The organism is Nocardiopsis sp. M1B1 (assembly GCF_052466615.1).
Genome location: NZ_CP196194.1, coordinates 1,675,096 through 1,699,589 on the forward strand (window position 1 = coordinate 1,675,096; position 24,494 = coordinate 1,699,589).

Below are 24,494 nucleotides of genomic sequence, written 5' to 3' on the forward strand. Positions count from 1 at the left end.
GACAGGGTGTAAGCCCGGTGTGTGGTCTGGGACACGGGTACCTGCCCGTGACGCGCGGGCTCAATCCCCCGGGGCCCGAAGCGCTGGAAACCGCCGCCCCGGGCGCTTCCGGTCCGGGCGCGCCCACCGCCCGCCGTAGGCACCGAAGGTTCCCGTGCTTCGGGCGCCCGAACACAAGAAGGACCGCGCCGCAGGTGTCCGCTGAGGGTGGTGGCGGGCGACGGGTGGGACGAAGCGGAGCGGAGGTCCCAAAAAACACCGCCTAGCGGACGCCGCCCGCCGGGCGGCCCGAGATCCACACCCGGCGCACCCGGCCGGTCAGCTCCCGGCCCGCGTAGGGGCTGGGGTCCGCCGCGGGGACCGCCACCCGCGCGCCGGGGTCGAAGGCGACCAGGTCGGCGTCGAACCCCGCCGCGATCCGGCCCTTGCCCACCAGCCCCAGCAGTTCCGCCGGGGCCCGCGCCGTCCACCGTGCGAGGTCGGCCAGCCCACGGCCGCGCCGGTGCGCCGCCGTCCACAGCGCCGACAGGCTCCACTCCAGCGTGTACAGGCCGTGGGCGGGCAGGTGCCCCGACCCCACCGTGGTGATCGCCGAGTCCCGCGCCAGCAGCGCGTTCCACAGCGCCTTGCGGTTGGCGTCCGAGCGCAGCGGCGGCCGACAGGCGTGCGCGGGCGACTCCGGCGCCAGCGACTCCGAGGGCAGGCACAGGTAGTGCGGGCAGGTGTGCGCGGTCAGCGCCACCCCCACGGTCCCCGCCGTCGCCAGCAGCGCCGCGCACTCGGCCGCGGTGAACGATCCCACGTGCGTGCGCGTCCCCACCGCGCGGGCCGCCGCGATCACCCGCTCCAGCCCGCGCCGCTCCGCCCGGGGCGGCCGGTGCTCCGCCGCCGTCGGCGGGGTCCCCAGCTCGGCCGCGTCCTCGGCGTGCACCAGCAGCACGCTGTCCAGCGCCGCGAGTTCGGCCATCGCCTTGCGCAGCTGGGCGTCGTTGAGCGCCGCGATGTCCGGGGCGCCACCGTCCGACAGCGAGCAGTGGAAGGCCACCGCCCCGGCGGCCTGGAGGTCGGCCAGGTCCAGCGGGCCGGTGCCCGGGGCCACCCCGCCCAGGAACAGCACCGGCACGGGGGACAGGGCCGCCGCGCGCTGGTGCGCGGCGAGGGCGTCCGCGTAGGTCAGGGCGGGCCGTGCCGGGGCCGGGGACGCCACCACGCAGGTCACACCGCCGCGCAGGGCGGCCGTCCCCGTCCGGCGGTAGGACTCGGCCAGGTCCTGCCCGGGCACGTGCGCGCCGGTGCCCACGTCCACAGCGCCGGGCAGCAGGGCCACGGCGCCGAGGTCGGTCGTCACGTGGGCGGGCATGCGCGCGCCGTGGGCGCCCACGGCCTCGATCCGCCCGTCGCGCACCCCGACCGAGGCGGGCCGGACCCCCTCGGGGAGGACCACGCGCGTGGACCTGACCACATTGTCGTACACGGCCATCCGCCGTCCCCTTCGCTGCGCTCGCTGGAGGATGTGCTGAGAGGCGCCGCGGGCGACCGCGGCACGGGAGGGGAGGCCGGACGCCGAAGGCGGGGAAACCGTCGTCTCGACCGGATACGAGCGTATCGCGAGGAGCCCCGCCGCAGGGGGGAATCCGACATCCCGGCCCCGGAGCCGCCGCCCCGGAGGCCGCTCCGCGCGCTTCGCGGGCGCCTCGGATCCGCCCGCGGGGGTGTACGGGGACGCCCAAGTCCGACACTGTGTAGTAGACGGACTAACCTTGGTCGAGGTGTTCCTCCGTGCGCGGCCCCTGCCGGAAAAGTCCCGGACAGCGGCGAGGCGGTCACACGGCCAAGGGCGCTGACCAGCCAGTTGCAACGAGACCGACGACGGAGTGGCGCGTGGCTCCTCCCGCACAGAACCAGAAGTCCCCCCTCAAGGAACACCATGACGACGCCCCGGGCACGGGACGGGCGCCCCTCTTCGCCGCCGCGGCCGCCGCCCTGTGCCTGACCGGCCTGAGCCTGACCCTGGTCCTGGGCGGAGCCGCCTTCCCCGAGGTCATCCCGGGGCTGCCCGACGCGGGTGAGGCGGTCCGCTGGGGCCTGCCGCTGGCCAAGGTCACCATGGACGCCTCCGCGGTCGTGGCGATCGGCCTGCTGCTGCTCGCCGCCGTCCTGCTGCCCTCCCACAAAGGCAGGCTCTCCCCGCAGGCGACCTCCTACGTGCGCGCGGCGAGCTGGGCGGGCCTGGTCTGGGCCCTCGCCGCCGTGTTCACCCTGTACTTCCAGGCCGCGGAGTTCCTGGCCCGCAAGGTCGGCCAGATCAGCGTCGACGAGGTCACGGCCTACGCCGGGTCGGTATCGGGCGGCATCGCGCTGATGTTCGTCGTCCTGCTCACGACCGGCATCGCCCTGTTCGGCCGCACGGCCACCACCGCCACCGGCGGCCTGTGGCTGCTCGTCCTGGCCCTGGCCGCCACCACGCCGCCCGCGCTGACCGGCCACTCGGCCTCCTCCGGCTCGCACGAGCTGGCCGTGACCGGGCTGGCCCTGCACGTGATCTCCATCAGCGTGTGGGTGGGCGGCGTGGCCGCGCTGACCTACCACGCGCTGCGCCGCGACGCCCAGGACCCGTCGGTGGCCGCCAACCGCTTCAGCCGCCTGGCCCTGTGGGCCTACGTGGGCGTGGCCGTCAGCGGCGCGGCCAGCGCGCTGGCCCGCCTGTACTCGATCGGGGACCTGGTCGCCACCGAGTACGGCCTGATCATCCTGGTCAAGATCATCCTGTTCGGGGTCCTGGGCGCGTTCGGCTACATGCACCGCGAGTTCGTCTTCAAGCGTCTGGAGGGCGCACCGACGGGACCGGCGGGCGAGGCCTTCCGGCGCCCGCTGTTCCTGCGGGCGGCGCTGGCCGAGGTGCTCATCATGGCCACCGTCATCGGCGTGTCCGTCGGCCTGGGGCGCACCGCGCCGCCCCCGCCGCTGGAGGGCACCGTGGACCCGGCCGCCGCGATCCTCGGCTTCCCCGTCCCGCCGCCCATGACCGCCCAGACCCTGCTCACCCTGTGGCGCCCCGACCTGTTCTTCATCATGATCGTGGTCGTCGCGGGCGGGCTGTACGCGGGCGCCGTGACCCGGCTGGTGCGCCGGGGCGACTCCTGGCCCGTGGGGCGGACGGTGGCCTTCGCGGCCGGGCTGCTCACGATCGTGGTCACGCAGCTCACCGGGTTCGCGACCTACTCCATGGTGCTGTTCTCGACGCACATGATCCAGCACATGGTGCTGTCGATGCTCACCCCGATCCTGCTGGTGCTGGGCGCGCCGATCACCCTGGCCCTGCGGGCGCTCAAGCCCGCCGCGCGGCGCGGGGACCGGGGGCCGCGCGAGTGGCTCAACCTGTTCCTGAACAGCCGTTTCTCCAAGCTGGTCACGCACCCGGCGATCGCGGCCCCGCTGTTCGTGTTCGGCCCCTACGCGCTGTACTTCACGCCGCTGTTCGGCACGCTGATGAACGACCACCTGGGCCACCTGCTCATGGGCGTGCACTTCCTGCTGGTGGGCTTCCTCTTCTACTGGATCATCGTGGGCGTGGACCCGGCGCCGAGGAAGGTGCCCTTCCTGCTGCGCATCCTGCTGCTGCTGGTGGTGATGGGGTTCCACGCCTTCTTCGGCATCACGATCATGATGCAGTCCGAGCCCCTGGCGATGGACTACTACGGCCAGTTCGACATCCCGTGGCTGGAGGACCAGGCCGCCGACCAGTACGCGGGCGGCGGCGTCGCCTGGGCGCTGGGCGAGATCCCCACCGCGCTGGTCATGATCGCGCTGGTGCGGCAGTGGTCGCGCGACGACGAGAAGCAGGAGCGCCGCCGGGAGCGCCACAGCCGCCGGGGCGGCTCCGACGACGCCGACATGGACGCCTACAACGCCTACCTGGCCGAGCTCGAACGCCGCTCGCGGGGCGGGGCCCCGGCCGGGGCCACCGCGGTCACGGAGGCGCCGCCGCGCACCGGCGGTGAGCCGGAGGCGCGCAGCGCACCGGCGGCCGGGTCCGGGGAAGACGATCCCGACCCCGCCGCGAGCAAGGGCGGCTGAACCGACACGCGGGGGCGCACCGGCCGGTGCGCCCCCGCCGTCGTCGCGGGCCCGGCCGGAGCGCGCCGACCCCCCAGGCATTCAGGCCCGGCCCGGGAGGAATCGTCGTCCAGAGCACACCCAGTCTCCAGTGACGCACATCACCCACCTTCATATGTTTTCGGCTGCGCTCCATGACCGACCCGGTACAGGATGGTGGGCGTGTCGACGATCACCGTGCAGCTCAAGCTCACGCCCTCGCCCGAACAGGCGGCGGTGCTGGAGCAGACCCTGCACGCGCTCAACGACCATGCCAACCATGTCTCACGGGCGGCCCACGAGCAGGGCATCCACCGCCTCTACCCCTTGCGCAAGCTCACCTACACCCGCCTGCGCGAAGCCAGAATCGGCTCACAGGCCGCCCAGTTGACCATCAAGAAGGTCGCTGACGCCTACACCACGTTCCACGCCAACCTCAAGGCCGCAAACTACGGACCCAAGGGCTCCGAGCGGCGCCAGCGCATCGAGTCCACACCAGTCGTCTTTCGCCCCGAGGCCGCCCAACCCTACGACGCACGCAACCTGTCCTTCGCCCTGGATGCCCACACGATCTCGCTGTGGACCGTCCAGGGCCGGATGAAGGACGTGCCCTTCGCCTGCTCGCCCGACCAGATGAAGGTGCTGGCCGAGCACAAACGGGGCGAATGCGACCTGGTGCACCGTGACGGGGCTTGGTTTCTTCTGGTGGTGGTCGCTGTGCCCGACGCCCCCGAGCATGAGCCCGACGGCTTCCTCGGAGTGGATCTCGGCATCGTCAACGTCGCCACCACCAGCGATGGCCAGATGATGGCCGGGCGCAAGCTCAACCGGTACCGCAGACGGCAACGCCAGCTGCGCGCCAAACTCCAGAAGAAGGGCACCAGGAGCGCCAAACGTCTACTCAAACGTCAGCGTCGCAAGGAGTCCCGCCGCTCTCGGGACGCCAACCATGTCATATCGAAGCGCATCGTGGCCGAGGCCGAACGCACCTCGCGCGGGATCGCCCTGGAAGATTTGAAGGGCATCCGGCAGAGGGTACGGCAGAGAAAACCCCAACGGGCCGCGCTGCACAGCTGGTCGTTCCAACAGCTGGGGAGCTTCCTCATCTACAAGGCCAAACGGGCCGGTGTGCCGGTGGTGTTGGTGAACCCGGCGTACTCCTCCCGGGAGTGCGCTGAGTGTTCCTACACCCACCGGCACAACCGGATCTGTCAGGCTTCCTTTACCTGCCGGTCGTGCGGTGTCGTTGCACACGCCGACCGTAACGCTTCCCGTGTCCTAGCCCGCAGGGGCCAGGAGGCGTGGAACGCGGGGCGGCAGTCATCCGCCTCTGACGGTTCCCAGTAATCGTCTGGACGCGGGAGGTCGATCTGGCAGCCAGTTGGGCGCCTACCCGCAAGCTCGGCCCTTCACGGCCGAGAAGCTGACCTACGTGGTCACCCAGGCGCCCTACCGCGACGCCCTGGCCGAGGCCATCCCGCTGGTGCGGGCGCGGGAGGGAGCGGCCTGACGGGTGGACCCGGGCAGGGGGGGCGGGGCCACAGGGCGCGCGGACGCGCGAGCGCGGGGTCAGACGACCAGGGCGGCCACGGAGGCCCCCACCAGCCCCAGGACCAGGCAGATCAGCAGGGCCGCGGCCAGCATCGGCAGGGACGGCCGCAGCGTGGAGACCACGGACCCGCCGCCCCCCGAGGACTGGCGGCGCGCCACCACCGGCAGCATGACCACGTTCACGGCGCACACGACGGCCGCGACGCAGGCGGCCGCGGCGAACCCCGACCAGAAACCGGACCCGGCGGCCAGCGTGTTGGCCGCGGCCAGCGTCGGCAGCGCGATCAGCACCACCACGGAGGCGATGCCGAACGCCGCCCGCGACCGGGGCGACGCCCCGCGCGAACTCCCGGAGACGACGAGGAGCAGACCGAGCAGGGCCGCCATCAGGATGGCGCCCACGACTCCGAACACGGCGATGTTGACCAGCGAACTCACGCTCGCCATTGTCGCACCGAACCCCGGGTGCCCGGATCCGGGGTGGACGTGCGCGCTCAGCCGGTGTGCTCCACCCGCGAGCCCGCCGCGGTCTTGACCACCCTCAGCCGGGTGGACACCCTCTGCCGCAGGTCGGCGACGTGGCTCACCACGCCCACCGCACGGCCGCCGTCCCGCAGGCGGTCCAAGACGTCCAGCACCTCCTCCAGGGTGTCCTCGTCCAGTGTGCCGAACCCCTCGTCCACGAACAGGGTGTCGATGTCGGCGCCGCCCGCCTCGGCGCTGGCCACGTCGCCCAGGCCCAGGGCCAGCGCCAGCGAACTGAAGAACGTCTCCCCGCCCGAGAGCGTGGCCGGGTCGCGCTCCACGCCCGTCCAGGCGTCGACCACCCGCATGCCCAGGCCGCCGGCCGAACGCGCACGCCCGTCCCCGGCGGCCTTGTCCACCGTGTACCGCAGCTCGTACCGGCCGTCCGACATCGTCACCAGGCGGTCGTTGGCGGCGGCCACCACCTGCTCCAGGCGGGCCGCCAGCACGTACGCCGACAGGCGCACGTTGTCGGCGTTGTCGGAGGAGGTCCCGGCGGTCAGGCCGCGCAGCCCCTCGGCCACCGCGTAGCGGCGCAGCGCCGGTTCGCAGTCCCGCAGCCGCAGGCCCAGCTCCCCGCGCAGGGAGGCGAGCCGACGCGCCCGCTCCTCCAGCATGCTCCGCCAGGCCACCGCGCGGTCGGCGGCCTCCGACGCGGTCCGCGCGGCGCGGGCCAGCTCCTCCGGGTCCGGGACGGGCAGCTCCCCGGCCGCGGTCAGCGCGGGGTCCGCCAGCGACGCCTCGACGGCGGCCAGGGCGTCGTCGAAGGAGCGGGCGCGCTCGCGCAGCGCGCGGCGCCGCTCCTCGTCCAGCGCGGCCTCCCACACCCCGGCCTCGTCGGCGAAGCGGGCGTCGGCACGCTGCCGCTCGGCCTCGGCGGCGGCGGCGCGCAGTTCGTCGGCCGCGCGGTCGCGGTTGACGGCGGCCTCGGCCGCGGCGCGCAGCAGGTCGGCCTCACCGCCCAGCCTGGCGATCCGCTCGTCCAACCCGGCGTCGTCCCCGCGCGCCCGGTCCAGCAGCGCGGTCAGCCGCCCGTGCTCGCGGACGGCGTTGTCCCGGTCGGCCCCGGCCTGGACCTCCTGCCTGGCCAGCTCGCCCTCGCGGGCGCGGGCGCGCTCCAGGTCGCCGGTGGTGCGCTCCAGCTCCTCCTCCACCCGCCGGGCCTCACCGGCGGCGGCCCGGGCCTCCGCCAGCGCCGCGGTGTGCGCCTCCACCTCCTCGCGGGCGGTGTCGGCGGTGCCGTCCTCGGCGCGCTCGCGCGCGGCGGTGCGCCGCTCCCTCAGGGCCACCACGTCGTTCTCGGCCTCCGCGCGGCGCGAGGCCGCGGCGTCGGCGGCCGCCTGGGCCCGCCGCTCCTCCTCGGCCGAGACCAGGCCCTCGCCGCGGGGCCGGGCGGGGGAGGGGTGCGCCACCGACCCGCACACCGCGCACGGTTCCCCGTCGGCCAGGCCGGACGCCAGTTCGGCGGCCATGTGGGTGATGCGGCGCTCGCGCAGGTCCAGGGCGCGGTCGCGGGCGGCCTGGGCCCCGTCCACGGCCTCGCGGTAGCGCTCCTGCGCCCGCGCCAGTTCCCGGCCCAGGCGCTCGTACTCCGCGGCGGCGTCGAGGCGCCTGCGGGCGGCGGCCAGGGCGGTCTCGGCGGCCCCCTCCTGCCCGGCCTGGTCGTGCAGGCGCCGCAGCTCGGCGGTGAGCGCCTCCACCCGGGGCGGCAGGGAGGCGGCCAGCGCGCGCTGGCGCTCCAGCTGCGCGGCGATCTCGTCCAGGCGCCCCGTGAGCGCGGTGACGGAGCGGCCCAGGGACCGGCTGCGCTCGGCGTCCGCGCGCAGCGCGTCCAGGCGGGCCAGCTCGTCCCGGCGCTCCCGCTCGGCGGCGCCCAGCTCCTCGCGCGGCACCACCTCGCCGGGCCGCGCGGAGAAGCCCGGCAGCCCGCCCACCAGCGCCAGGTGGTCGGCGACGGCGAGCTCGGCCTTGTCCAGCTCGGTGCGGCGGTTGTCGCGGGCGCGAAGGAAGGGCAGCACCGACTCGGCGCGCTCGGCGTCGCCGAGCTGGGCGTCGATCGCGGACCGCCACGCGGTGTGCTCGGCCAGCCGGGCGCGGCGTTCCCGGGCGTCGGCCAGCCGCTCCTGGAGCGCGCGCAGCTCGCGTCCCTCGGACAGGGCGCGCTGGGCGTCCTCGCGGGCCCCGGTGAACTCCCCGGCCACCCGCCCGGCGTCGTGCGCGGTCGCGGCGGTGACGCAGGCCAGTTCCGCGGCCCAGGCCGACAGCTCCTCGGGCGGTTCGGGGGCCCGGGACCCGCCGACCTCGGCGATCCGGTCCGCGACCGCGCGCACCTGGTCGTTGGCGGTCCGGACCTCGTGTTCGAGCCGTTTGGCGTGCGCTCCCAGCCACGTCTCCACGTCCCGGAACAGCCGGGTGTTGAAGATGCGCTCCAGGGACTCGCGGCGCTCCTCGGACTTGGCGCGCAGGAAGCGGGCGAAGTCGCCCTGGGGGAGCATGACGGTCTGGCAGAACTGCGCGAGGGTCAGGCCCAGCAGGTCGCTGACGAACTGCCCCGCCTCGTCGGGGCGGGTGGTGACGCCCTCCCACCTGCCGCCGGTGAACTCCTTGACGACGACCTTGGTGTTCTGCGACACCGTGCCGGTGCCCCGCTTCTTGGGGCGGTCCCAGCGCGGCTTGCGCTCGATCCAGATACGCCGCCCCTGGACCGTGAACTCCAGGACCACCCTGGGCTCGGCGTCCGGCGGCGCGTGGTCGCTCTTGGGGGAGCGGTCCTTGCCGCGGGCGCCCGGCACGTTGCCGTACAGGGCGAAGCACACCGCGTCCAGCACGGTGGTCTTGCCCGCGCCGGTGGGGCCGTGGATGAGGAAGAGCCCGCCCGCGCTGAGGCGGTCGAAGTCCACCTTCTCGGTGCCCGCGAACGGGCCGAACGCCTGGACGGTGAGGGTGTGCAGCCGCATCAGCGCGTCCCCTCCTGGAGCCGGACCTGCTCGACGGCGGTGTTCACGAGGGCCTCCTCCTCGGGGGTGGTGGGGGTGCCGCGGGCCCACTCCACGAAGTCGCCGACCACCTGGCGCTCGCTGCGGTCGGCGACGGAGGCGGCGATCGGGCGGGTGTCGGGGGCGCCGCCCTCGGGGGCGAAGTCCAGGACCAGGACGTGGGGGAAGCGTTCGCGCAGCCGGTCCATGGGGTGGGCGGGGCGGCGCGGGTCGGTCAGGGTGATCTGGAGCCAGTGGCCGGTGCGGGACTCCCACTCGGGACGGGTGAGCAGGTCCTCGATCCGGCCGCGGACACGGGCCAGGGGGCGGGGGACGGGCGCCGCGGCGAACTCGGCGCCCGCGAGGCCGTCGGCGTCCAGGTCCACCAGCCAGTAGCCCTTGACGTGGTGCTCCTCGGAGAAGGAGTAGGCCAGCGGGCTGCCCGAGTAGCGCACGGACGGGGTGATGGTCTGGCGCCCGTGCAGGTGGCCCAGGGCCACGTAGTCGACCCCGTCGTAGACCGGGACCGGCACGTGCGAGGCGCCGCCCACCGAGATGTCGCGTTCGCTGTCGGAGGGCTCGCCGCCGGTCACGAACGCGTGCGAGAGGACCACCGACCGGGTGCCGGGCCGCTCGGCGAGGTCGGCGCGCACCAGGTCCATGGCGTGCCCGAGCGCCGCCGCGTGCCCCCGCTCGGGCAGGTCCCAGTGGTGGCGCGCGATCTCCGGTTCCAGGTAGGGGATGCCGTAGAAGGCCACGGGCCCGTGCTCGTCCTCGATGACCACGGGCGTGCCCACGCCGTCCAGGGAGCTGCGCAGGTGGACGCCGGAGGCGTCGATGAGGCCGGTGGCGAAGGACATCCGCGCCATGGAGTCGTGGTTGCCGCTGATGAGGACGGCCCGGGCCCCGGTCTCGCGGATCCGGCCCAGGGCGCGGTCGAAGAGCCGGACCGCGTCCACCGACGGCAGGGCGCGGTCGTAGAGGTCGCCGGCGACGACCACCACGTCGACCCGGTGTTCGCGGATGGTGTCGACGAGGTGGTCCAGGAAGGCCGCCTGGGCGTCGACGAGGTTCTCCCGGTGGAAGGAGCGGCCCAGGTGCCAGTCCGAGGTGTGCAGCAGGCGCATGGCACTGGACATTACCGAAGCCCGACGCTCCGCGTGCGGGACGAGGGCCGTCCCGTGGACGGCCTCCGGGCTCGGCGCTCCCCGCGGCGCGTCGGTGTTCGGGTGCGTCAGCGCTTGCGGGCGAGGGTGAGGCCGTCGCCGATGGGCAGCAGCACCTGAGTGACGCGCTCGTCGGAGACCAGCCGGTCGTTGAAGTCGCGGATCCCCCGGACGGCCGCCGAGGTGTTCTCGCGGTCCACGACCCGCCCGTGGGAGAGGGTGTTGTCGGCCAGGATCAGGCCGCCCGGCCGGACGCGGGGGACCAGCTCCTCCCAGTAGCCGACGTAGCCCTCCTTGTCGGCGTCCACGAAGGCCAGGTCGAACCGAGGCTCCTCGGGAAGCTCCCGCAGCGACTCCAGGGCCGGGCCCAGCCTCAGGGTGATGCGGTCCGCGACCCCGGCGCGCTCCCAGTACCTCCGGGCCACGGAGGTCCACTCCTCGCTGACGTCCAGGGCCAGGAGGCGGCCGTCCTCGGGGAGGCCGCGTGCGAAGCAGATCGACGAGTAGCCGGTGAAGGTCCCGATCTCCACCACCTCCCGCGCGCCGCAGATCCGCGTGAGCATCGTGGTGAAGGCGCCCTGCTCGGGGCCGATCTGCATGCCCCGGTGGTCCGGGAACAGCCGCGCGGTCTCCTCGGCCAGGTCCGCAAGGACCCCGTCCACGGGCTCGCTGTGCTCGACGACGTAGGCGTGCAGTTCGGGGCTGAGGCCCTCTGTGGATCGTGTCACGCCCGACAGCCTAGGCCAGCCGGGGCGCGGCCGACAGGTGCCGGGCCGTCGCGGGGAGGGGAACCGGACGCGGCCCCGGCGGCGGGGCGCGTCGCGGGGCCCCGCGCGCGGCCGGGGCGTCGGTGCGGGGGCGCCCCAGCGCCCCCGGCCCCCGTCAGTACTCGGGCAGCAGCGCGGGCCAGTCGAACAGGTAGATGGTCCCCACGATGACGCCGATGGTCAGCAGGGGGGTGACGAACTTCTGCTCGACCGGGCCGTCGGTGACGAAGCCCTTCCCCTGGCCGAAGCGCTTCTTGAAGAAGGGCCAGAAGATGGGCACGCCCATCTTGGTGATCATGTCGCCGAAGAAGTGCAGGATGACGCCGAAGGCCACCGCCAGGCCCAGCCAGCTGTAGTTCACCCCGGAGGTGAACAGCGCCAGCGTGATGCCCGCCGTGGCCATCGCGTTGATGACCCCCGACGCGACCTTGTTCTTGTCCAGGCCGAAGCCCAGGCCCTGGAGGGCGATGCCGATCAGCAGGAACACGAAGACCTGGACGGCCAGCTCGGACCACAGCGCCAACAGCTGCACCAGCACGCCCATGAGCACCGCGAAGAAGAACGAGTGCGTTCCCATCCGGTGCCCGCCGAACAGGAAGCCCAGCATGCCGCTCAGCACCTCGGTGACCTTGCCGTAGGTCTTGGTCACCGTGGCGCTCTTGTGGTCCAGATCGGGCAGCAGGGCCGCACCGGCACAGACCAGGGAACCGGCGATGATCTCACCGGGACCCAGCTGGAAGCTGAGTCCGAGGAATTCCCTGCCCTGGACCAGCGGAACGACCGCCATCCAGCCAACCACGCCGCTCAGTGCGTGCGAGTGCCCCATCATGGCGGGAACCGTAGCGGAGTACGGCATTTACTGCCAACGCGGGGTGTCCGCCAACGGCGCACCGGTCACGCAGCGCACACGGCCCGCTTCCCCGCCGCCCTCCCGGCGGCGCCCCTTCGCCACCCACCGTGTGGCCGCGACCCCTCTGCGTGGGAACACGGGGCCGCTGTGCGCCTTTCCGCGTTCCCCGCGTGCCGGTGGCGCACTCCGGCCGATCTTTTTCCGCGTGTCCCGGACATTTCCGGTGACGGTTTCCGGACGCTTTCGCGGGGACATTCTCCGGGCCGAATCCAAACCGATGTCACGGCGCTCCACGAAGGTCATTGACGCTCGTCGTCGTCCGTTGGTAAACAACCACCAACCCCCAGGTGGCGTGCCACCGACCCACGATCCTCTGACAGGAGGGGCCGCACATGAACGCCCACCACCCTCCCCCCGGTTCCCCCGTGCGCCGCACCGTCCCTCCCCACGCCCCTTCCGCCGGCGCGTTCGCGCGCCGCACCGCGGCCACGGCCGCCGCGCTCCTCCTCCTGGCCGGCACCGCCGCGGCCCCCGCCGCCGCGGACACCTCCGACGGCCAGACCCTCAGCATCGCCACCTCCCAGCAGGTGGACTCCTTCAACCCCTTCACCGCGCAGCTCGCGATCACCACCAACGTCCTGCGCCACGTCTACGACTCCCTCGTCACGGTCGACCCCCAGACGAACCAGCCCGCCCCCTCCCTCGCCGAGTCCTGGGAGTCCAGCGACGACGGCCTCACCTGGACCTTCCACCTGCGCGAGGGCGTGCAGTTCTCCGACGGCGAGCCCCTGACCGCCGACGACGTGGCCTGGACCTTCACCACCATGATGGAGAACGAGGCCGCGGCGGTCGCCAACGGCAACTACGTCTCCGGCTTCGACACGGTCACCGCCGAGGACGACCGGACCGTGGTCGTCGAACTCGACGAGCCGCAGGCCACCATGACCTCCCTCAACGTCCCGATCGTCCCCAGGCACGTGTGGGAGCCGATCCTGGAGCGGGAGGGAGAGGCCTTCTCCGACTACGGCAACGAGGACTTCCCGACCGTCGGCAGCGGACCCTTCGTCCTCACCGGCCACGACCGGGGCCGCTCCATCACCCTGGAGGCCAACCCCGACCACTGGCGCGGCGCACCCGCCTTCGAGCGGATCGTCCTGCGCTACTACTCCGAGAAGGACGCGGCGGTGGAGGCGCTGCGCAGCGGCGAGGTCTCCCTCGTCTACGAACTCACCCAGGCGCAGGCCGCCGCCCTGGAGTCGGCGCAGGACATCGAGGTCAACATCGCCGACGGCAAGCGCTTCCAGGCCTTCACCATCAACCCCGGCGCGGTCACCCAGGACGGGGAGGAGTTCGGCGACGGGCACCCCGCCCTCGCCGACCGCACCCTGCGCCAGGCCATCGTCATGGCCATCGACAACCAGGAGATCGTCGACAAGGCGCACGGCGGCGAGGCCGTGGCCGCGGGCGGCTACATCCCGCCCCGCTACGAGGACTTCCACTGGGCGCCCGAGGGCGAGGAGGCCGTCCTCGACTTCGACCCCGAAGCCGCCAACGCGATGCTCGACGAGGCCGGGTACGAGCGGGGCGAGGACGGCGTGCGCGTCTCACCCGAGGGCGACCGCCTCGAACTGCGCATGCACGTCCACCAGGACCGGCCCGACAACGTCAACACCGGACTGGTCATCGTCGAGCGCCTGGCCGACATCGGCATCGAGATCGAGAACCTCACCGTCGACCCCGGCGTGCTCAGCGACGCCCTCTTCGCGGGCGAGTACGACCTCATCTTCACCGGCTGGACGGTCAACCCCGACCCCGACTACGTGCTGAGCATCCACACCTGCGGCGCCCTGCCGACCGAGCCGGGCACCATGCAGGGCGACGCCTACTTCTGCGACGAGGAGTACGACGAGCTCTACGGGGCCCAGCTCGCCGAGTACGACCGCCGGGCCCGCGCGGAGATCATCCACCAGCTCCAGGAGGTCCTCTACCGCGAGGCCGTCGTGAACGTGCTGGCCTACCCCAACATCATGGAGGCCTACCGCACCGACCACATCGCCTCCATCCAGTACGAGCCCGCCGAGGGCGGCAACATCTGGGGCCAGGACGGCTACTGGGCCTGGTGGTCGGCCGAACCCGCCGACGAGCGGGCCGCGGGCGCCGCCTCCGGCCCCTCCACCGGGGTCTGGATCGGCGTCGGGGCCGTCGTGCTCGTCCTCGCCGCGGTCGGGGGCTTCCTGCTGCTGCGCCGACGTTCCACCATGGAGGACCGCGAGTGACCACTACTCCCACCGCCGCGGGAGGCCCGCCCGGGGAGGAGACGCACGCCGCCCCCTCCCCGGCCGGACCCGCCGGAGCGGGCCGCGCCGGGCGCGCCGCGCGCTACGTGGCCGGACGCCTGACGACCGCGGTGGTCTCCCTGGCCGCCGTGGTCGTCGCCGGGTTCTTCCTCTTCCGGATCCTGCCCGGCGACCCCGTCCGCGCCATGACCGAGGGCCGCGAGGTCACCGCCGAGCAGCGCGATGAGCTGCGCCGCCAGTTCGGGCTCGACCAGCCGCTGTGGCAGCAGTTCCTCGACTACGCGCTCGGGCTGCTCCGCCTCGACCTCGGCGAGTCCTTCCAGTACCACGAACCCGTCACCGAGCTCATCCTCGACCGGATCGGCCCGACCGTCCTGCTCGCCGGGACCGGCACGGTCGTCGCCGCGCTGCTGGGCCTGTTCCTGGGCGCCCGGGCGGGCTGGAGGCCGGGCAGCCGCTCGGACCGGGCCAACACCGCCGTCGCCCTGTTCTTCTGGTCGGTGCCCACGTTCTGGCTCGGCCTGCTGCTCATCGTCTTCCTGGCCTCGGGGCGCGGGTTCGTGCCCGGCATGTTCCCGACCGGCGGCATGGTCGACCCCCGCACCGGCGGGGGCCTGGAGACCGTGCTGAACACCGCCTGGCACATGGTGCTGCCCGTCACCACCATGGTCGCGGTCATCTACGCCCAGTACCTGATGATCATGCGCTCCTCGCTCATGGACGAGAAGGGCGCCGACTACCTCACCACCGCGCGCGCCAAGGGCCTGCGCGACGCCCTGGTGCGGCGCAGGCACGCCGTGCCCAACGCCCTGCTGCCCACGGTGACGCTCCTGTTCCTCAACCTCGGACAGGTCGTATCCGGGGTGATCCTCGTGGAGACCGTGTTCTCCTGGCCCGGCCTCGGACAGCTCTTCTACTCCGGCCTGCGCGTACCCGACCTCGGCCTCGTCCAGGGCCTGTTCGTGGTGTTCGCGGCCTCGGTGATCCTCATGAACCTGCTCGCCGACCTGGTGTACCCGCTGCTCGACCCCCGGGTGCGCCCGTGAACGCCCCCGCCGGGACGCCCGGCAGCCCGAGCGGCGGGGAGAACAACCCCTCCGCCCGGACGGAGGGCTCCGACGGAGACCCCGCCGGGGGCGGAACCGCCACGGCCACCGCGCCGCCGCCGACCGCACCGCCCTCTCCCCGCGTCCTCGCGCGCAGACGCCGTCAGGAGGCGCTGCGCCGCTTCGCCCGCGAGTACGCCCGCAACCGGGCCGGGCTGGTCGGCCTGGCCGCGCTGCTGGCCATCGGCGCCCTGGCCCTGACCGCGCCGCTCTTCGTCGACCCGGCCGACCTCACCGTCACCGGAGCGCCCGGCACCGCCTACCAGGAGCCCAGCGCGCGGTTCCCGCTCGGCACCGACAACTTCGGCCGCTCCATCCTGGACCTGGTCGTCTGGGGCTCGCGGGTCTCGCTCACGGTGGGCTTCCTGGCCACGGCCGTCTCCGTGGTCCTGGGCACCCTGGTCGGGGTCACCGCCGGGCACTTCGGCGCCTCCGGCGGACCGGCCGGGCGGTTCGCGTCCTCCGTGCTCATGCGCGTCACCGACTGGTTCCTGGTCCTGCCCACGCTGGTCCTGGCCGTGGCTCTGGCCGCCGTGCTGCCGCGCGGCACCGGGACCATCATCATCGCCATCGGCCTGACCGTCTGGCCCGCCACGGCGCGCCTGGTGCGCGCCCAGACCCTCGCGGTCGAGGCGCGCCCCTACGTGGAGCGGGCCCGCGCCCTGGGCGGCGGCCACGGCCACGTCATGCTCTGGCACGTCCTGCCCAACGTCATGCCGGTCGTGCTCGCCCAGACCACCCTGCTCGTGGCCACCTCGATCATCGCCGAGTCCACGCTGGCCTTCCTGGGCGTGGGAGACCCCACGACGATCTCCTGGGGAGGCATCCTGGACGCGGCCCGCAACGCGGGCGCGATCAGCTCCGGGATCTGGTGGTACATGGTGCCGCCCGGCCTGGCGATCGCCGTGGTCGCTCTGTCCTTCACACTGTGCGGCCGGGCCCTCGAATCCGTCATCAACCCGCGACTCCGGGAGCAGCGTTGACCTCCCTCCTCGACGTCCGCGACCTGCGCGTCACCTACCGCACGGGCGGCGGCGACGTCCCCGCCGTGCGCGGCGTGGACCTGTCCCTGGACCCCGGCGACACCCTGGGCCTGGCGGGGGAGTCGGGCAGCGGCAAGTCCACCGTGGCCCTGGCCCTGCTGCGCCTGCTGCCCGAGACCGCGCGCATCTCCGGCGAGGTCCTGCTGGAGGGCGAGAACGTCCTGGACATGCGCTGGGGCCGCCTGCGCGCGGTCCGTTGGGCGGGCGCCTCCATCGTCTTCCAGGGCGCCATGCACTCGCTCAACCCGGTCCGGCGGATCGGACAGCAGATCGCCGAGCCGATGAGCGTGCACGGCACGGTTCCGGCGGCGGAGGCGCCCGCCCGCGTCGGCGCGCTGCTCGAACAGGTCGGCCTGCCCGCCTCCCGCGCCCGCGACTACCCCCACCAGCTGTCCGGCGGGCAGCGCCAGCGGGCCATGATCGCCATGGCGCTGGCCTGCGAGCCGCGCCTGGTCATCGCCGACGAGGCCACCACCGCCCTGGACGTGATGATCCAGGCCCAGATCCTGGCCCTGCTGCGGCGGCTCGTCGCCGAGCACGGCATCGGCATGCTGATGATCAGCCACGACCTGTCGGTCCTGGCCTCGACCTGCGACCGGGTCGCGGTCATGTACGCGGGCCGGGTCGTGGAGCAGGGACCGGCCCGGGAGGTCGTGCACGAACCCGCGCACCCCTACGCCAGCGCGCTCAGCGCCGCCTTCCCCCGCATCGGCGACCCGGCCTCGCGCCTGGCGCCCCGGGGCCTGCCCGGCGATCCGCCCGACCCGGCGGACCCGCCCTCGGGCTGCGTGTTCCGGCCGCGCTGCGCGGTGGCCGAGACCGTGTGCGCCACGGTCGACCCGCCCCTGTGGCCGGTGGACCCCGACACCGGGGGCGCGTCCACCAGGCAGGCGGCGTGCGTGCACGTGGGCCCCGCCCGGCCGCTGACCGCCACCGGGGACGACGGGGGCCGCCCGTGACCGCGACCGCCGCACCCACCGAGGAGACGCGCCCGTGAGCACCACCGAGACCGACCCCCACGAGACGCCGCCGACCCGCGGGGAGGAGGCGGTCCCCGTCCTGAGCGCCCGGGGGGTGGAGGTCGCCTTCGCGGCGGGGTTCGCCCCCGGCGGCGGCCGGGGCACCGCCCGCGCCGTGGACGGCGTCAACCTCGACGTCTCCGCGGGCGAGATCGTGGCTCTGGTGGGGGAGTCCGGCTGCGGCAAGACCACCCTGGCCCGCGTCCTGCTGGGCCTGGAGCGGCCCACGGGCGGCGACGTGGCCTTCGAGGGCGAACCGCTGCGCTACGGCTCCCGCGACATGCGCCGCTACCGCCGCCGGGTGCAGCTGGTGCAGCAGGACCCCACCGGGTCGCTCAACCCGCGCCGCACCGTCTACGAGTCCGTGGCCGAGGGGCTGCGCATCCACGAGGGCACCGTGTCCGACGAGGCCGAGCGGGTCGGCGAGGCGCTGTCCAAGGCGGGCCTGCGCCCGCCGGACCGGTTCTTCCCCCGCTACCCGCACGAGCTGTCGGGCGGCCAGCGCCAGCGCGTGGTGATCGCCGGTGCGCTCATCCTCGATCCCGAGGTGCTGGTGGCCGACGAGCCGGTGGCCTCCCTGGACGCGTCGGTGCGCGGCGAGATCCTGCGGCTGCTCCTGGACCTGCGCGCCGACCTGGGGCTGTCGGCCCTGGTGGCCACGCACGACCTGGGCCTGGCCTGGAACATCGCCGACCGCGTCGCGGTGATGTACTTGGGGCGCGTGGTGGAGCTGGGCACCGTGGAGGAGGTCCTGTCCGCTCCCGCCCACCCCTACACCCGGGCTCTGCTGTCGGTGCTGCCCGAGGCGGACGGGGAACCGGTGGTGCTCTCCGGCGAGCCGCCGGACCCCAAGCGGGTGCCCCGGGGCTGCCGCTTCCACCCGCGCTGCCCGGTGCTGGCCTCCGGTGAGGCCGGGCGTGCGGGGGTGGCCGACCGCTGCCGCACCGTGGACCCGGCGATCCTGGGGGGCGGCGCCGAACGGCGGGTGGCCTGCCACTGGGCGGCGGCCGACGCCGCCGGACGCGTGCGCGAGGGGGAACCGGCCTCCGGCTGAGTACGCACCGGTGTGACGGCGCGCTGACCGCGGACGTCTCCACGATCGCCCGGACCACACCTCGGTCCCCTGTCCGGATGCGGCCGGAGGGCGCATCAGTTATGTCGGAATAGCCCTGTTCCAGAGCCGGTTCGGGGTCGATATGCCCTATGAGACCGCCGTTTCCGGCACTGACGCTTCCGTACCCGCGCCGCGTCCCGAGCGCCTCACCACCGACCGCGACTTCTGGCACGGCCGGGAACTGGACCTGGACGCCTACCTCGCCCGCGTGGGCCTGTCCGGCGACCTACCGCCCACCCCGGACACCCTGCGCGCCGTGCACCGCGCGCACCTGGCCGCGATCCCCTTCGAGAACCTCCAGATCGTGCTGGGCCGCTCCGTCGAACTCGACGTGCCCGCGTTGGTCGACAAGATGGTCCGCCGCCCCAGGGGCGGTTACTGCTACCGGTTTTTATCCGAGAGCGCTTCGGCCTTCAGGCCGGAGGTGAATCGGCTCTGAGTTTCCCGCCTGTTCTTGGTCGGTCACGTTCTGTCGTACCCCGCCTCTACCATCGATGGCATGCAGTTGCGGTACAACTTCCGTGTGTACCCGGACGCTGATCAGCGCATCCAGCTGGCGAGGGCGTTCGGGTGCTCCCGTGTGGTCTACAACGATGCCCTCCGGGCGCGTGAGACCGCGCGGGCTGAGGGCGAGGCCTTCCCGAAAACCGGAGAGTTGTCCACCCGGCTGATCACCCAGGCCAAGAAGACCGAAGCACGGTCCTGGCTGGGCGAGGTCTCCTCGGTCATCCTCCAACAGTCCCTACGCGACCTGGACACCGCCTACCGCAACTTCTTCGACTCCCTCAAGGGCAAGCGCAAGGGCCCCAAACTGGGTCCTCCCCGGTTCAAGTCCCGCAAGGACAGCCGCCAGTCGATCCGGTTCACCGCCAACGCCCGCTGGAAGATCACCGAGGCCGGGAAACTGCTGCTGCCCAAGGTGGGTGAGGTGAAGGTGCGGTGGTCGCGGGCCCTGCCCTCGGCCCCGTCCACGGTCACGGTGATCAAGGACGCCGCGAACCGATACTTCGCCTCGTTCGTGGTCGAAACCGATGACGAGCCATTGCCGCAGACCACGGCTGATGTGGGGATCGATCTGGGCTTGGGCCACTTCGCGGTGCTCTCCGACGGCACCAAGGTCACCAACCCCCGGTTTCTACGCCGCGCCCAGAAGAAGCTGAGGAAGACCCAAAAGGACCTGTCCCGTAAACAGAAGGGCTCCAACAACCGGACCAAGGCGCGGGTGAAGGTCGCCCGCGCCCACGCCCGGGTGGCCGACGCGCGCCGCGAGTTCCACCACCAGCTCTCCACCACGCTCATCCGCGACAGCCAAGCGGTGTTCGTGGAGGGCCTGTGTGTGCGGGGGCTGGGGCGCACGAAGCTGGCCAAGAGTGTGCACGACGCCGGATGGTCGGCGTTCGTAACCATGCTGGAGTACAAGGCGCAACGGTACGGGCGCACCTTTCTCAAGGTCGACCGGTTCCTACCCTCGTCGCAGACCTGCTCGGTGTGCTGGGTGGTCGATGGGCCCAAACCCCTCAACGTGCGCACTTGGACCTGTGCTGGGTGTGCGACGATTCATGACCGGGATGTGAACGCGTCCCGGGTGGTGCTCGCCGCTGGACGGAAACTCGCCAGAGAGCGGGAAGCGGAGAACTAAAACGCCTGCGGAGGCAGGGTAAGACCAACCGCCCTCTTTGGGGGTGGGGCACCGGCCAGCGAAACAGGAACCAGCGGACGCCGCGAGGTGGACCGCGCCTACAGCCGCGAGGTTGTGGGAATCCTCGGGGTTCACCCCGAGGAGGACGTCAAGAACAGAACCTCCTGCTGGCGGCCGTGCTGGACCGGCTCGGGTTCGCCGTCACCGGATTCACCGCCCGCGTCCTGTCCGGTTCGACCGGGAGCCCGCGCCCCTCCACCCACTCCCTGCTCCGGGTGGACCTGGACGGGGAGCCGTGGCTGGCCGACGTCGGCTTCGGCGGGGGCGGCCTGCTGGAGCCCATCCCCCTCGCCGACGGACACCAGGAGGTCCAGGGCGGCTGGGGCCTGCGCCTGGACCGCGTGTCCGAGGTGGGCGAGGACGAGTGGCTGCTGCGCTCCTTCGACGGACGGGAGTGGCGTCCGCTGTACTCCTTCGCCACTGCGGCGGCGGTGCGCCAGGACTACGCGATCTTCAGCCACTTCCTGGTCAGCCACCCGCGCTCCCCGTTCCTGGGCAGGCTGATGGCCCAGCGCATCGGACCGGGCACCCAGCACACGCTCACGGACACCACCCTGACCACCGCCGCCCCCGACGGCACCCGCACGGAACGCGAGGTGCCCGTGGAGGAGGTGGGACAGGTGTTGCGGGAGGTGTTCGGTATCGGCCTTGACCAGGACGAACGGGTCGCCGTCGAGAAGCGCCTCCGGGAGTTCACTGGCATGTGACCGGCATCACACATCGGTGGGTGGGAGCGCGCCCACCCACCGCGACGGCCGGTACCACCTGGCATCCCGCCGCCCAGCCTCCCCGTCCGTATCGGGAGTGTCCCGACATCAGCGGAGAGTCGTGGACAACACGCACGTTCGGCATGACGACCGGATGGGCAGGATTCCCGGGGCGCCGCCCGGCGGAGGCGGCCGTTCGCGAGGGGACAGCCCATGGCCCACCACATGACCACGGAAGACGTCCACGAGTACATCAACGGCGTCTGTTTCAAGACCGGCCCTCCCGGCAAGGTCGGAGCCGAGACCGAATGGCTGGTCGCCGACTCCGCGGACCCGACCGCACCCGTTCCCCTCGACCGCCTCGCCGCCCTGGTGGAGTCCTGCGGCCCGCCGCCCTCGGGGAGCGGCGTCACCTTCGAACCCGGCGGACAGCTCGAACTCAGCTCACCCGCCCTTCCGGGACCGGCCCGGGCGCACGCGGCGCTCGCCGCCGACCTGGACCACATCGGCAAGGCCCTCGCCGAGGCCGGACTCCACCTGGTCGAGACGGCCCTCGACCCCGTCCGCCCGCCCCGGCGCCAGCTCCGTGAAGCCCGCTACACGGCCATGGAGCGCTTCTTCGCCCACCACCGCCAGCCCAGCGGCTACACCATGATGTGCAGCACGGCCTCGCTCCAGGTGTGCCTGGACACGGGGGAGGACGCCGCCGACGTCCGCGACCGCTGGGAACTCGTCCACCGGCTCGGCCCGGTGCTCGTCGCCGCCTTCGCCAACTCCGCCGTCTGGCGCGGCCGACCCACCGGATGGAAGTCCACCCGCTGGGCGATCTGGGCGGCCACCGACGCCACCCGCACCCGGCCCGTCCTGGACGCGGACAGTTCCGCCGACCCCGCCACGGCGTGGGCCGAGTACGCGCTGGCCGCCAGGGTCCTGGCCGTCCCCGGGAACGGTGGCCCCTGGACCCCCGACCCGGGCGTGACCTTCGCCCAGTGGCTCGACGGACAGGGCCCGCGCCCGGCCACCCGGGCCGACCTGGAGTTCCACCTCAGCACACTCTTCCCGCCCGTGCGCCCGCGCGGCTGGTGGGAGCTGCGGATGATCGACGCGCTGCCCGTGCGCTGGTGGCCGGTCCCGGTGGCGCTCGCCGCCGCCCTGGTCGACGACCCACGCGCCCGCGCCGCGGCCCAGGAGGCCACCGAGGAGCTGTGCGGGGGACGGTCCCCCGACCGCCGCCTGTGGTTGCGCTCGGCCCGTCTGGGCATGGCCGACCCCGAAGCGGCCCGGTGCGCCCGCGCCTGCTTCGACGCCGCCGTCGAGGCGCTGCCCCGCATGGGCGCCGCCTCCCTGGCCGCGCTGGTCGACGACTACGCCGACCAGTACACGCGGCGCGGGCTCAGCCCCGCCGACACCCGGCCGACCGTGCCCGTGCCGCGCCCGGCGCGGGCGGAGCGGGTACGGTCCGCGGCCGCGGACCCCGGACACGTGGAAGGAGCACGGTGAACCACGAACAGGAGCGCGCCAAGGAGCGCATCGCCGCCGAACTCGACCGGGCCAGGGACCGCAGCAACGGCCTGACCCTCCACGCCCTCGACGAGGGCGAGCTCCTCGCCCAGCACTCGCCCCTGATGTCGCCGCTGGTCTGGGACCTGGCGCACGTGGGCAACTACGAGGAGCAGTGGCTGCTGCGCGCCGCGGGGGGCCGCGAGGCGCTGCGCCCCGACATCGACACCCTCTACGACGCCTTCGAGAACCCGCGCGCCGAACGGGTCAGCCTCCCGCTGCTGCGGCCCGAGGAGGCCCGCGACTACAACGCGCGCGTGCGCAGGGAGGTGCTCGACGCGCTGGAGTCGGCCGACCTCACCCGGGTGGAGACCGGCCCGGACGGCGAACGATCCCTGCTGGACGCCGGGTTCGTCTTCCACATGGTCATCCAGCACGAGCACCAGCACGACGAGACCATGCTCGCCACCCACCAGCTCCGCAGGGGCGAGCCCGTCCTGCTGGAGGAGACCGCGCCGGTCACCGCGCTGCGCCCGCCGGTCCGGGACGAGGTGTTCGTGCCCGAGGGGCCCTTCACCATGGGCACCGACGACGACCCCTGGGCCTACGACAACGAGCGCCCCGCGCGCACCGTCGACCTGGGCCCCTACTGGATCGACACCGCCCTCGTGACCAACGCCGCCTACCAGGAGTTCATGGACGACGGCGGCTACCAGACCCGCCGCTGGTGGACCCGCGACGGGTGGGAGTGGAAGGAGAAGCGGGGAGCGGTCTCCCCGGCCTTCTGGACCCGCGAGGGGACCGGGTGGTCGCGCCGCCGGTTCGGCCGCCGGGAGATGGTGCCCCCCGACGAGCCCGTGCAGCACGTGTGCTTCCACGAGGCCCAGGCCTACGCCGCCTGGGCGGGCAAGCGCCTGCCGAGCGAGCCCGAGTGGGAGAAGGCCGCGCGCCTGGACCCGGTCAGCGGCCGGTCCCGGCGCCACCCGTGGGGCGACGCCGAGCCCGGGCCCGGCCACGCCAACCTGGGACAGCGCAGGCTCGGCCCCTCCCCGGCCGGGAGCCACCCCGACGGCGCCTCGCCGCTGGGCGTCCAGCAGCTGATCGGCGACGTGTGGGAGTGGACCTCCACCACCTTCACCGGCTACCCGGGGTTCCGCTCCTTCCCGTACGAGGACTACTCGGAGGTGTTCTTCGACGACGGGTACAAGGTGCTGCGGGGCGGCTCCTGGGCCACCCACCCCACCGCGGTCCGCGCCACGTTCCGCAACTGGGACCACCCGATCCGGCGGCAGATCTTCAGCGGCTTCCGCTGCGCGCGCGACGCGGAACCCGCCTGATGTGCCGACACCTGGCCTACCTGGGGCCGCCGCGCACACTGCACGACCTGCTGTACGCGGCGCCCCACTCACTGCACGTCCAGTCCTGGGCGCCGCGCATGCAGCGGTACGGCACCGTCAACGCCGACGGGTTCGGCGTCGGCTGGTACCCCCCGGGGGACGGCCCCGCCGAACCGCTGCGCTACCGCCGCGCCATGCCCGTCTGGGGTGACGCCTCCTTCGCCGACGCCGCCCGCGCCATCGCCTCCGGGTGCGTGGTGGCCGCCGTGCGCGACGCCACGATCGGGTTCGGCTCGGAGGAGTCGGGCGCCCAGCCCTTCCGCGCCGACCGGCTGCTGTTCAGCCACAACGGCGCGGTGGAGGACGACGAGGCGCTCACCGCGGCGTTCGCCACGCCCCCGCCCCGAGGCGCGCTGGACGCCCGCGCCCCCCTGGACTCCGCACCGCTGTTCGCGCACACCGTGCGACTGTGGCGCGACTCCCAGAACCTGTCCGAAACCCTGGCCACCGTGGTCCGCGAGGCCCGCAAGCACTCCAGGGGCCGCTACAACCTGCTGGCCAGCGACGGCCAGACCCTCGCCGCCACCGCGGCCGGGGACACCCTGTTCACCCTGCGCGAGCCGGACGGCGGGGTCTTCCTTGCCTCCGAACCCTTTGACGACGCCCCCGGATGGCGCGAGGTCCCCCAGGACTCGGTGGTCGCGGCCACGGGGGAGCGCACCGAGATCCGCCCGATCGACTGA

18 protein-coding genes and 2 pseudogenes are annotated in these 24,494 nt (G+C 73.4%); 14 read left to right on the forward strand and 6 right to left on the reverse strand.

Annotation, left to right across the window (positions count from 1 at the left end; all coding sequences use genetic code 11):
- Window positions 1–262: 262 nt before the first annotated feature.
- The gene (locus tag ACSTA4_RS07300; protein ID WP_444962909.1) at window positions 263–1,480 is read right to left on the reverse strand and encodes an amidohydrolase family protein; all 1,218 of its coding nucleotides are present in this window, start codon (window positions 1,478–1,480) and stop codon (window positions 263–265) included.
- Window positions 1,481–1,881: 401 nt separating this feature from the next.
- Here ACSTA4_RS07300 and ACSTA4_RS07305 point away from each other — a divergent pair, with 401 nt between their 5' ends.
- The 3 genes from ACSTA4_RS07305 (at window position 1,882) to ACSTA4_RS07315 (ending at window position 5,605) form a co-directional block, all read left to right on the forward strand.
- Window positions 1,882–4,077 carry a cytochrome c oxidase assembly protein gene (locus tag ACSTA4_RS07305; protein WP_444962910.1) on the forward strand — a complete coding sequence of 732 codons (2,196 nt, stop codon included), beginning with the start codon at window positions 1,882–1,884 and terminating at the stop codon, window positions 4,075–4,077.
- A 192-nt stretch (window positions 4,078–4,269) separates the two neighbouring features.
- Window positions 4,270–5,442: an RNA-guided endonuclease InsQ/TnpB family protein gene (locus ACSTA4_RS07310; RefSeq protein WP_444962911.1), complete on the forward strand. Its 1,173-nt coding sequence runs from the start codon at window positions 4,270–4,272 to the stop codon at window positions 5,440–5,442.
- 34 nt (window positions 5,443–5,476) lie between these two features.
- Entirely contained in the window at window positions 5,477–5,605 is a 129-nt protein-coding gene (locus ACSTA4_RS07315; RefSeq protein ID WP_444962912.1) for a hypothetical protein, read from the forward strand.
- Window positions 5,606–5,664: 59 nt separating this feature from the next.
- On the opposite strand, the gene ACSTA4_RS07320 is transcribed toward ACSTA4_RS07315, so the two are convergent.
- From ACSTA4_RS07320 to ACSTA4_RS07340, 5 genes are all read right to left on the reverse strand, one after another.
- Complete coding sequence (locus tag ACSTA4_RS07320) at window positions 5,665–6,093, reverse strand: hypothetical protein (RefSeq protein ID WP_444962913.1); 429 nt, start codon at window positions 6,091–6,093, stop codon at window positions 5,665–5,667.
- Between the two features lie 47 nt (window positions 6,094–6,140).
- A complete protein-coding gene (locus ACSTA4_RS07325) occupies window positions 6,141–9,128 on the reverse strand; it encodes an AAA family ATPase (protein ID WP_444962914.1) in 2,988 nt (995 codons plus the stop codon).
- Entirely contained in the window at window positions 9,128–10,285 is a 1,158-nt protein-coding gene (locus tag ACSTA4_RS07330) for an exonuclease SbcCD subunit D (protein ID WP_444962915.1), read from the reverse strand. Before ACSTA4_RS07330 ends, ACSTA4_RS07325 begins: the two co-directional genes overlap by 1 nt.
- A gap of 95 nt (window positions 10,286–10,380) precedes the next feature.
- Window positions 10,381–11,040 carry an O-methyltransferase gene (locus ACSTA4_RS07335; protein WP_444962916.1) on the reverse strand — a complete coding sequence of 220 codons (660 nt, stop codon included), beginning with the start codon at window positions 11,038–11,040 and terminating at the stop codon, window positions 10,381–10,383.
- A 154-nt stretch (window positions 11,041–11,194) separates the two neighbouring features.
- Window positions 11,195–11,908 carry a metal-dependent hydrolase gene (locus tag ACSTA4_RS07340; RefSeq protein WP_444962917.1) on the reverse strand — a complete coding sequence of 238 codons (714 nt, stop codon included), beginning with the start codon at window positions 11,906–11,908 and terminating at the stop codon, window positions 11,195–11,197.
- 413 nt (window positions 11,909–12,321) lie between these two features.
- Here ACSTA4_RS07340 and ACSTA4_RS07345 point away from each other — a divergent pair, with 413 nt between their 5' ends.
- The 11 genes and pseudogenes from ACSTA4_RS07345 (at window position 12,322) to egtC (ending at window position 24,494) form a co-directional block, all read left to right on the forward strand.
- On the forward strand, window positions 12,322–14,205 hold the full coding sequence (locus ACSTA4_RS07345; protein WP_444962918.1) for an ABC transporter substrate-binding protein: 1,884 nt from the start codon (window positions 12,322–12,324) through the stop codon (window positions 14,203–14,205).
- A complete protein-coding gene (locus ACSTA4_RS07350) occupies window positions 14,202–15,272 on the forward strand; it encodes an ABC transporter permease (protein WP_444962919.1) in 1,071 nt (356 codons plus the stop codon). Before ACSTA4_RS07345 ends, ACSTA4_RS07350 begins: the two co-directional genes overlap by 4 nt.
- A complete protein-coding gene (locus tag ACSTA4_RS07355; RefSeq protein WP_444962920.1) occupies window positions 15,269–16,315 on the forward strand; it encodes an ABC transporter permease in 1,047 nt (348 codons plus the stop codon). Before ACSTA4_RS07350 ends, ACSTA4_RS07355 begins: the two co-directional genes overlap by 4 nt.
- The gene (locus ACSTA4_RS07360; RefSeq protein WP_274976714.1) at window positions 16,312–17,334 is read left to right on the forward strand and encodes an ABC transporter ATP-binding protein; all 1,023 of its coding nucleotides are present in this window, start codon (window positions 16,312–16,314) and stop codon (window positions 17,332–17,334) included. The genes ACSTA4_RS07355 and ACSTA4_RS07360 overlap by 4 nt, the downstream gene beginning before the upstream one ends.
- 34 nt (window positions 17,335–17,368) lie before the next feature.
- Window positions 17,369–18,448, forward strand: a complete 1,080-nt coding sequence (locus tag ACSTA4_RS07365; protein ID WP_444962921.1) for an ABC transporter ATP-binding protein — start codon at window positions 17,369–17,371, stop codon at window positions 18,446–18,448.
- A 142-nt stretch (window positions 18,449–18,590) separates the two neighbouring features.
- Window positions 18,591–18,893 (forward strand): annotated as a pseudogene (locus ACSTA4_RS07370) (arylamine N-acetyltransferase); the annotation flags it as partial.
- A 114-nt stretch (window positions 18,894–19,007) separates the two neighbouring features.
- Complete coding sequence (locus tag ACSTA4_RS07375; RefSeq protein WP_444962922.1) at window positions 19,008–20,147, forward strand: RNA-guided endonuclease InsQ/TnpB family protein; 1,140 nt, start codon at window positions 19,008–19,010, stop codon at window positions 20,145–20,147.
- 137 nt (window positions 20,148–20,284) lie between these two features.
- A pseudogene (locus ACSTA4_RS07380) lies at window positions 20,285–20,914 on the forward strand (arylamine N-acetyltransferase family protein); the annotation flags it as partial.
- Between the two features lie 213 nt (window positions 20,915–21,127).
- Window positions 21,128–22,414 carry an ergothioneine biosynthesis glutamate--cysteine ligase EgtA gene (gene egtA, locus ACSTA4_RS07385; RefSeq protein ID WP_444962923.1) on the forward strand — a complete coding sequence of 429 codons (1,287 nt, stop codon included), beginning with the start codon at window positions 21,128–21,130 and terminating at the stop codon, window positions 22,412–22,414.
- On the forward strand, window positions 22,411–23,751 hold the full coding sequence (gene egtB, locus ACSTA4_RS07390; protein WP_444962924.1) for an ergothioneine biosynthesis protein EgtB: 1,341 nt from the start codon (window positions 22,411–22,413) through the stop codon (window positions 23,749–23,751). Before egtA ends, egtB begins: the two co-directional genes overlap by 4 nt.
- A complete protein-coding gene (egtC, locus tag ACSTA4_RS07395) occupies window positions 23,751–24,494 on the forward strand; it encodes an ergothioneine biosynthesis protein EgtC (protein ID WP_444962925.1) in 744 nt (247 codons plus the stop codon). Before egtB ends, egtC begins: the two co-directional genes overlap by 1 nt.

Excerpts from the sequence above, each read along its gene's own strand:
- ACSTA4_RS07300 (WP_444962909.1), bottom strand. The coding sequence starts at position 1,480 with ATGGCCGTGTACGACAATGTGGTCAGGTCCACGCGCGTGGTCCTCCCC.
- ACSTA4_RS07320 (WP_444962913.1), bottom strand. The coding sequence starts at position 6,093 with ATGGCGAGCGTGAGTTCGCTGGTCAACATCGCCGTGTTCGGAGTCGTG.
- ACSTA4_RS07375 (WP_444962922.1), top strand. The coding sequence starts at position 19,008 with ATGCAGTTGCGGTACAACTTCCGTGTGTACCCGGACGCTGATCAGCGC.
- egtC (WP_444962925.1), top strand. The coding sequence starts at position 23,751 with ATGTGCCGACACCTGGCCTACCTGGGGCCGCCGCGCACACTGCACGAC.
- ACSTA4_RS07310 (WP_444962911.1), top strand. The coding sequence starts at position 4,270 with ATGGTGGGCGTGTCGACGATCACCGTGCAGCTCAAGCTCACGCCCTCG.
- egtA (WP_444962923.1), top strand. The coding sequence starts at position 21,128 with ATGGCCCACCACATGACCACGGAAGACGTCCACGAGTACATCAACGGC.
- ACSTA4_RS07330 (WP_444962915.1), bottom strand. The coding sequence starts at position 10,285 with ATGTCCAGTGCCATGCGCCTGCTGCACACCTCGGACTGGCACCTGGGC.
- ACSTA4_RS07345 (WP_444962918.1), top strand. The coding sequence starts at position 12,322 with ATGAACGCCCACCACCCTCCCCCCGGTTCCCCCGTGCGCCGCACCGTC.
- ACSTA4_RS07325 (WP_444962914.1), bottom strand. The coding sequence starts at position 9,128 with ATGCGGCTGCACACCCTCACCGTCCAGGCGTTCGGCCCGTTCGCGGGC.
- ACSTA4_RS07340 (WP_444962917.1), bottom strand. The coding sequence starts at position 11,908 with ATGATGGGGCACTCGCACGCACTGAGCGGCGTGGTTGGCTGGATGGCG.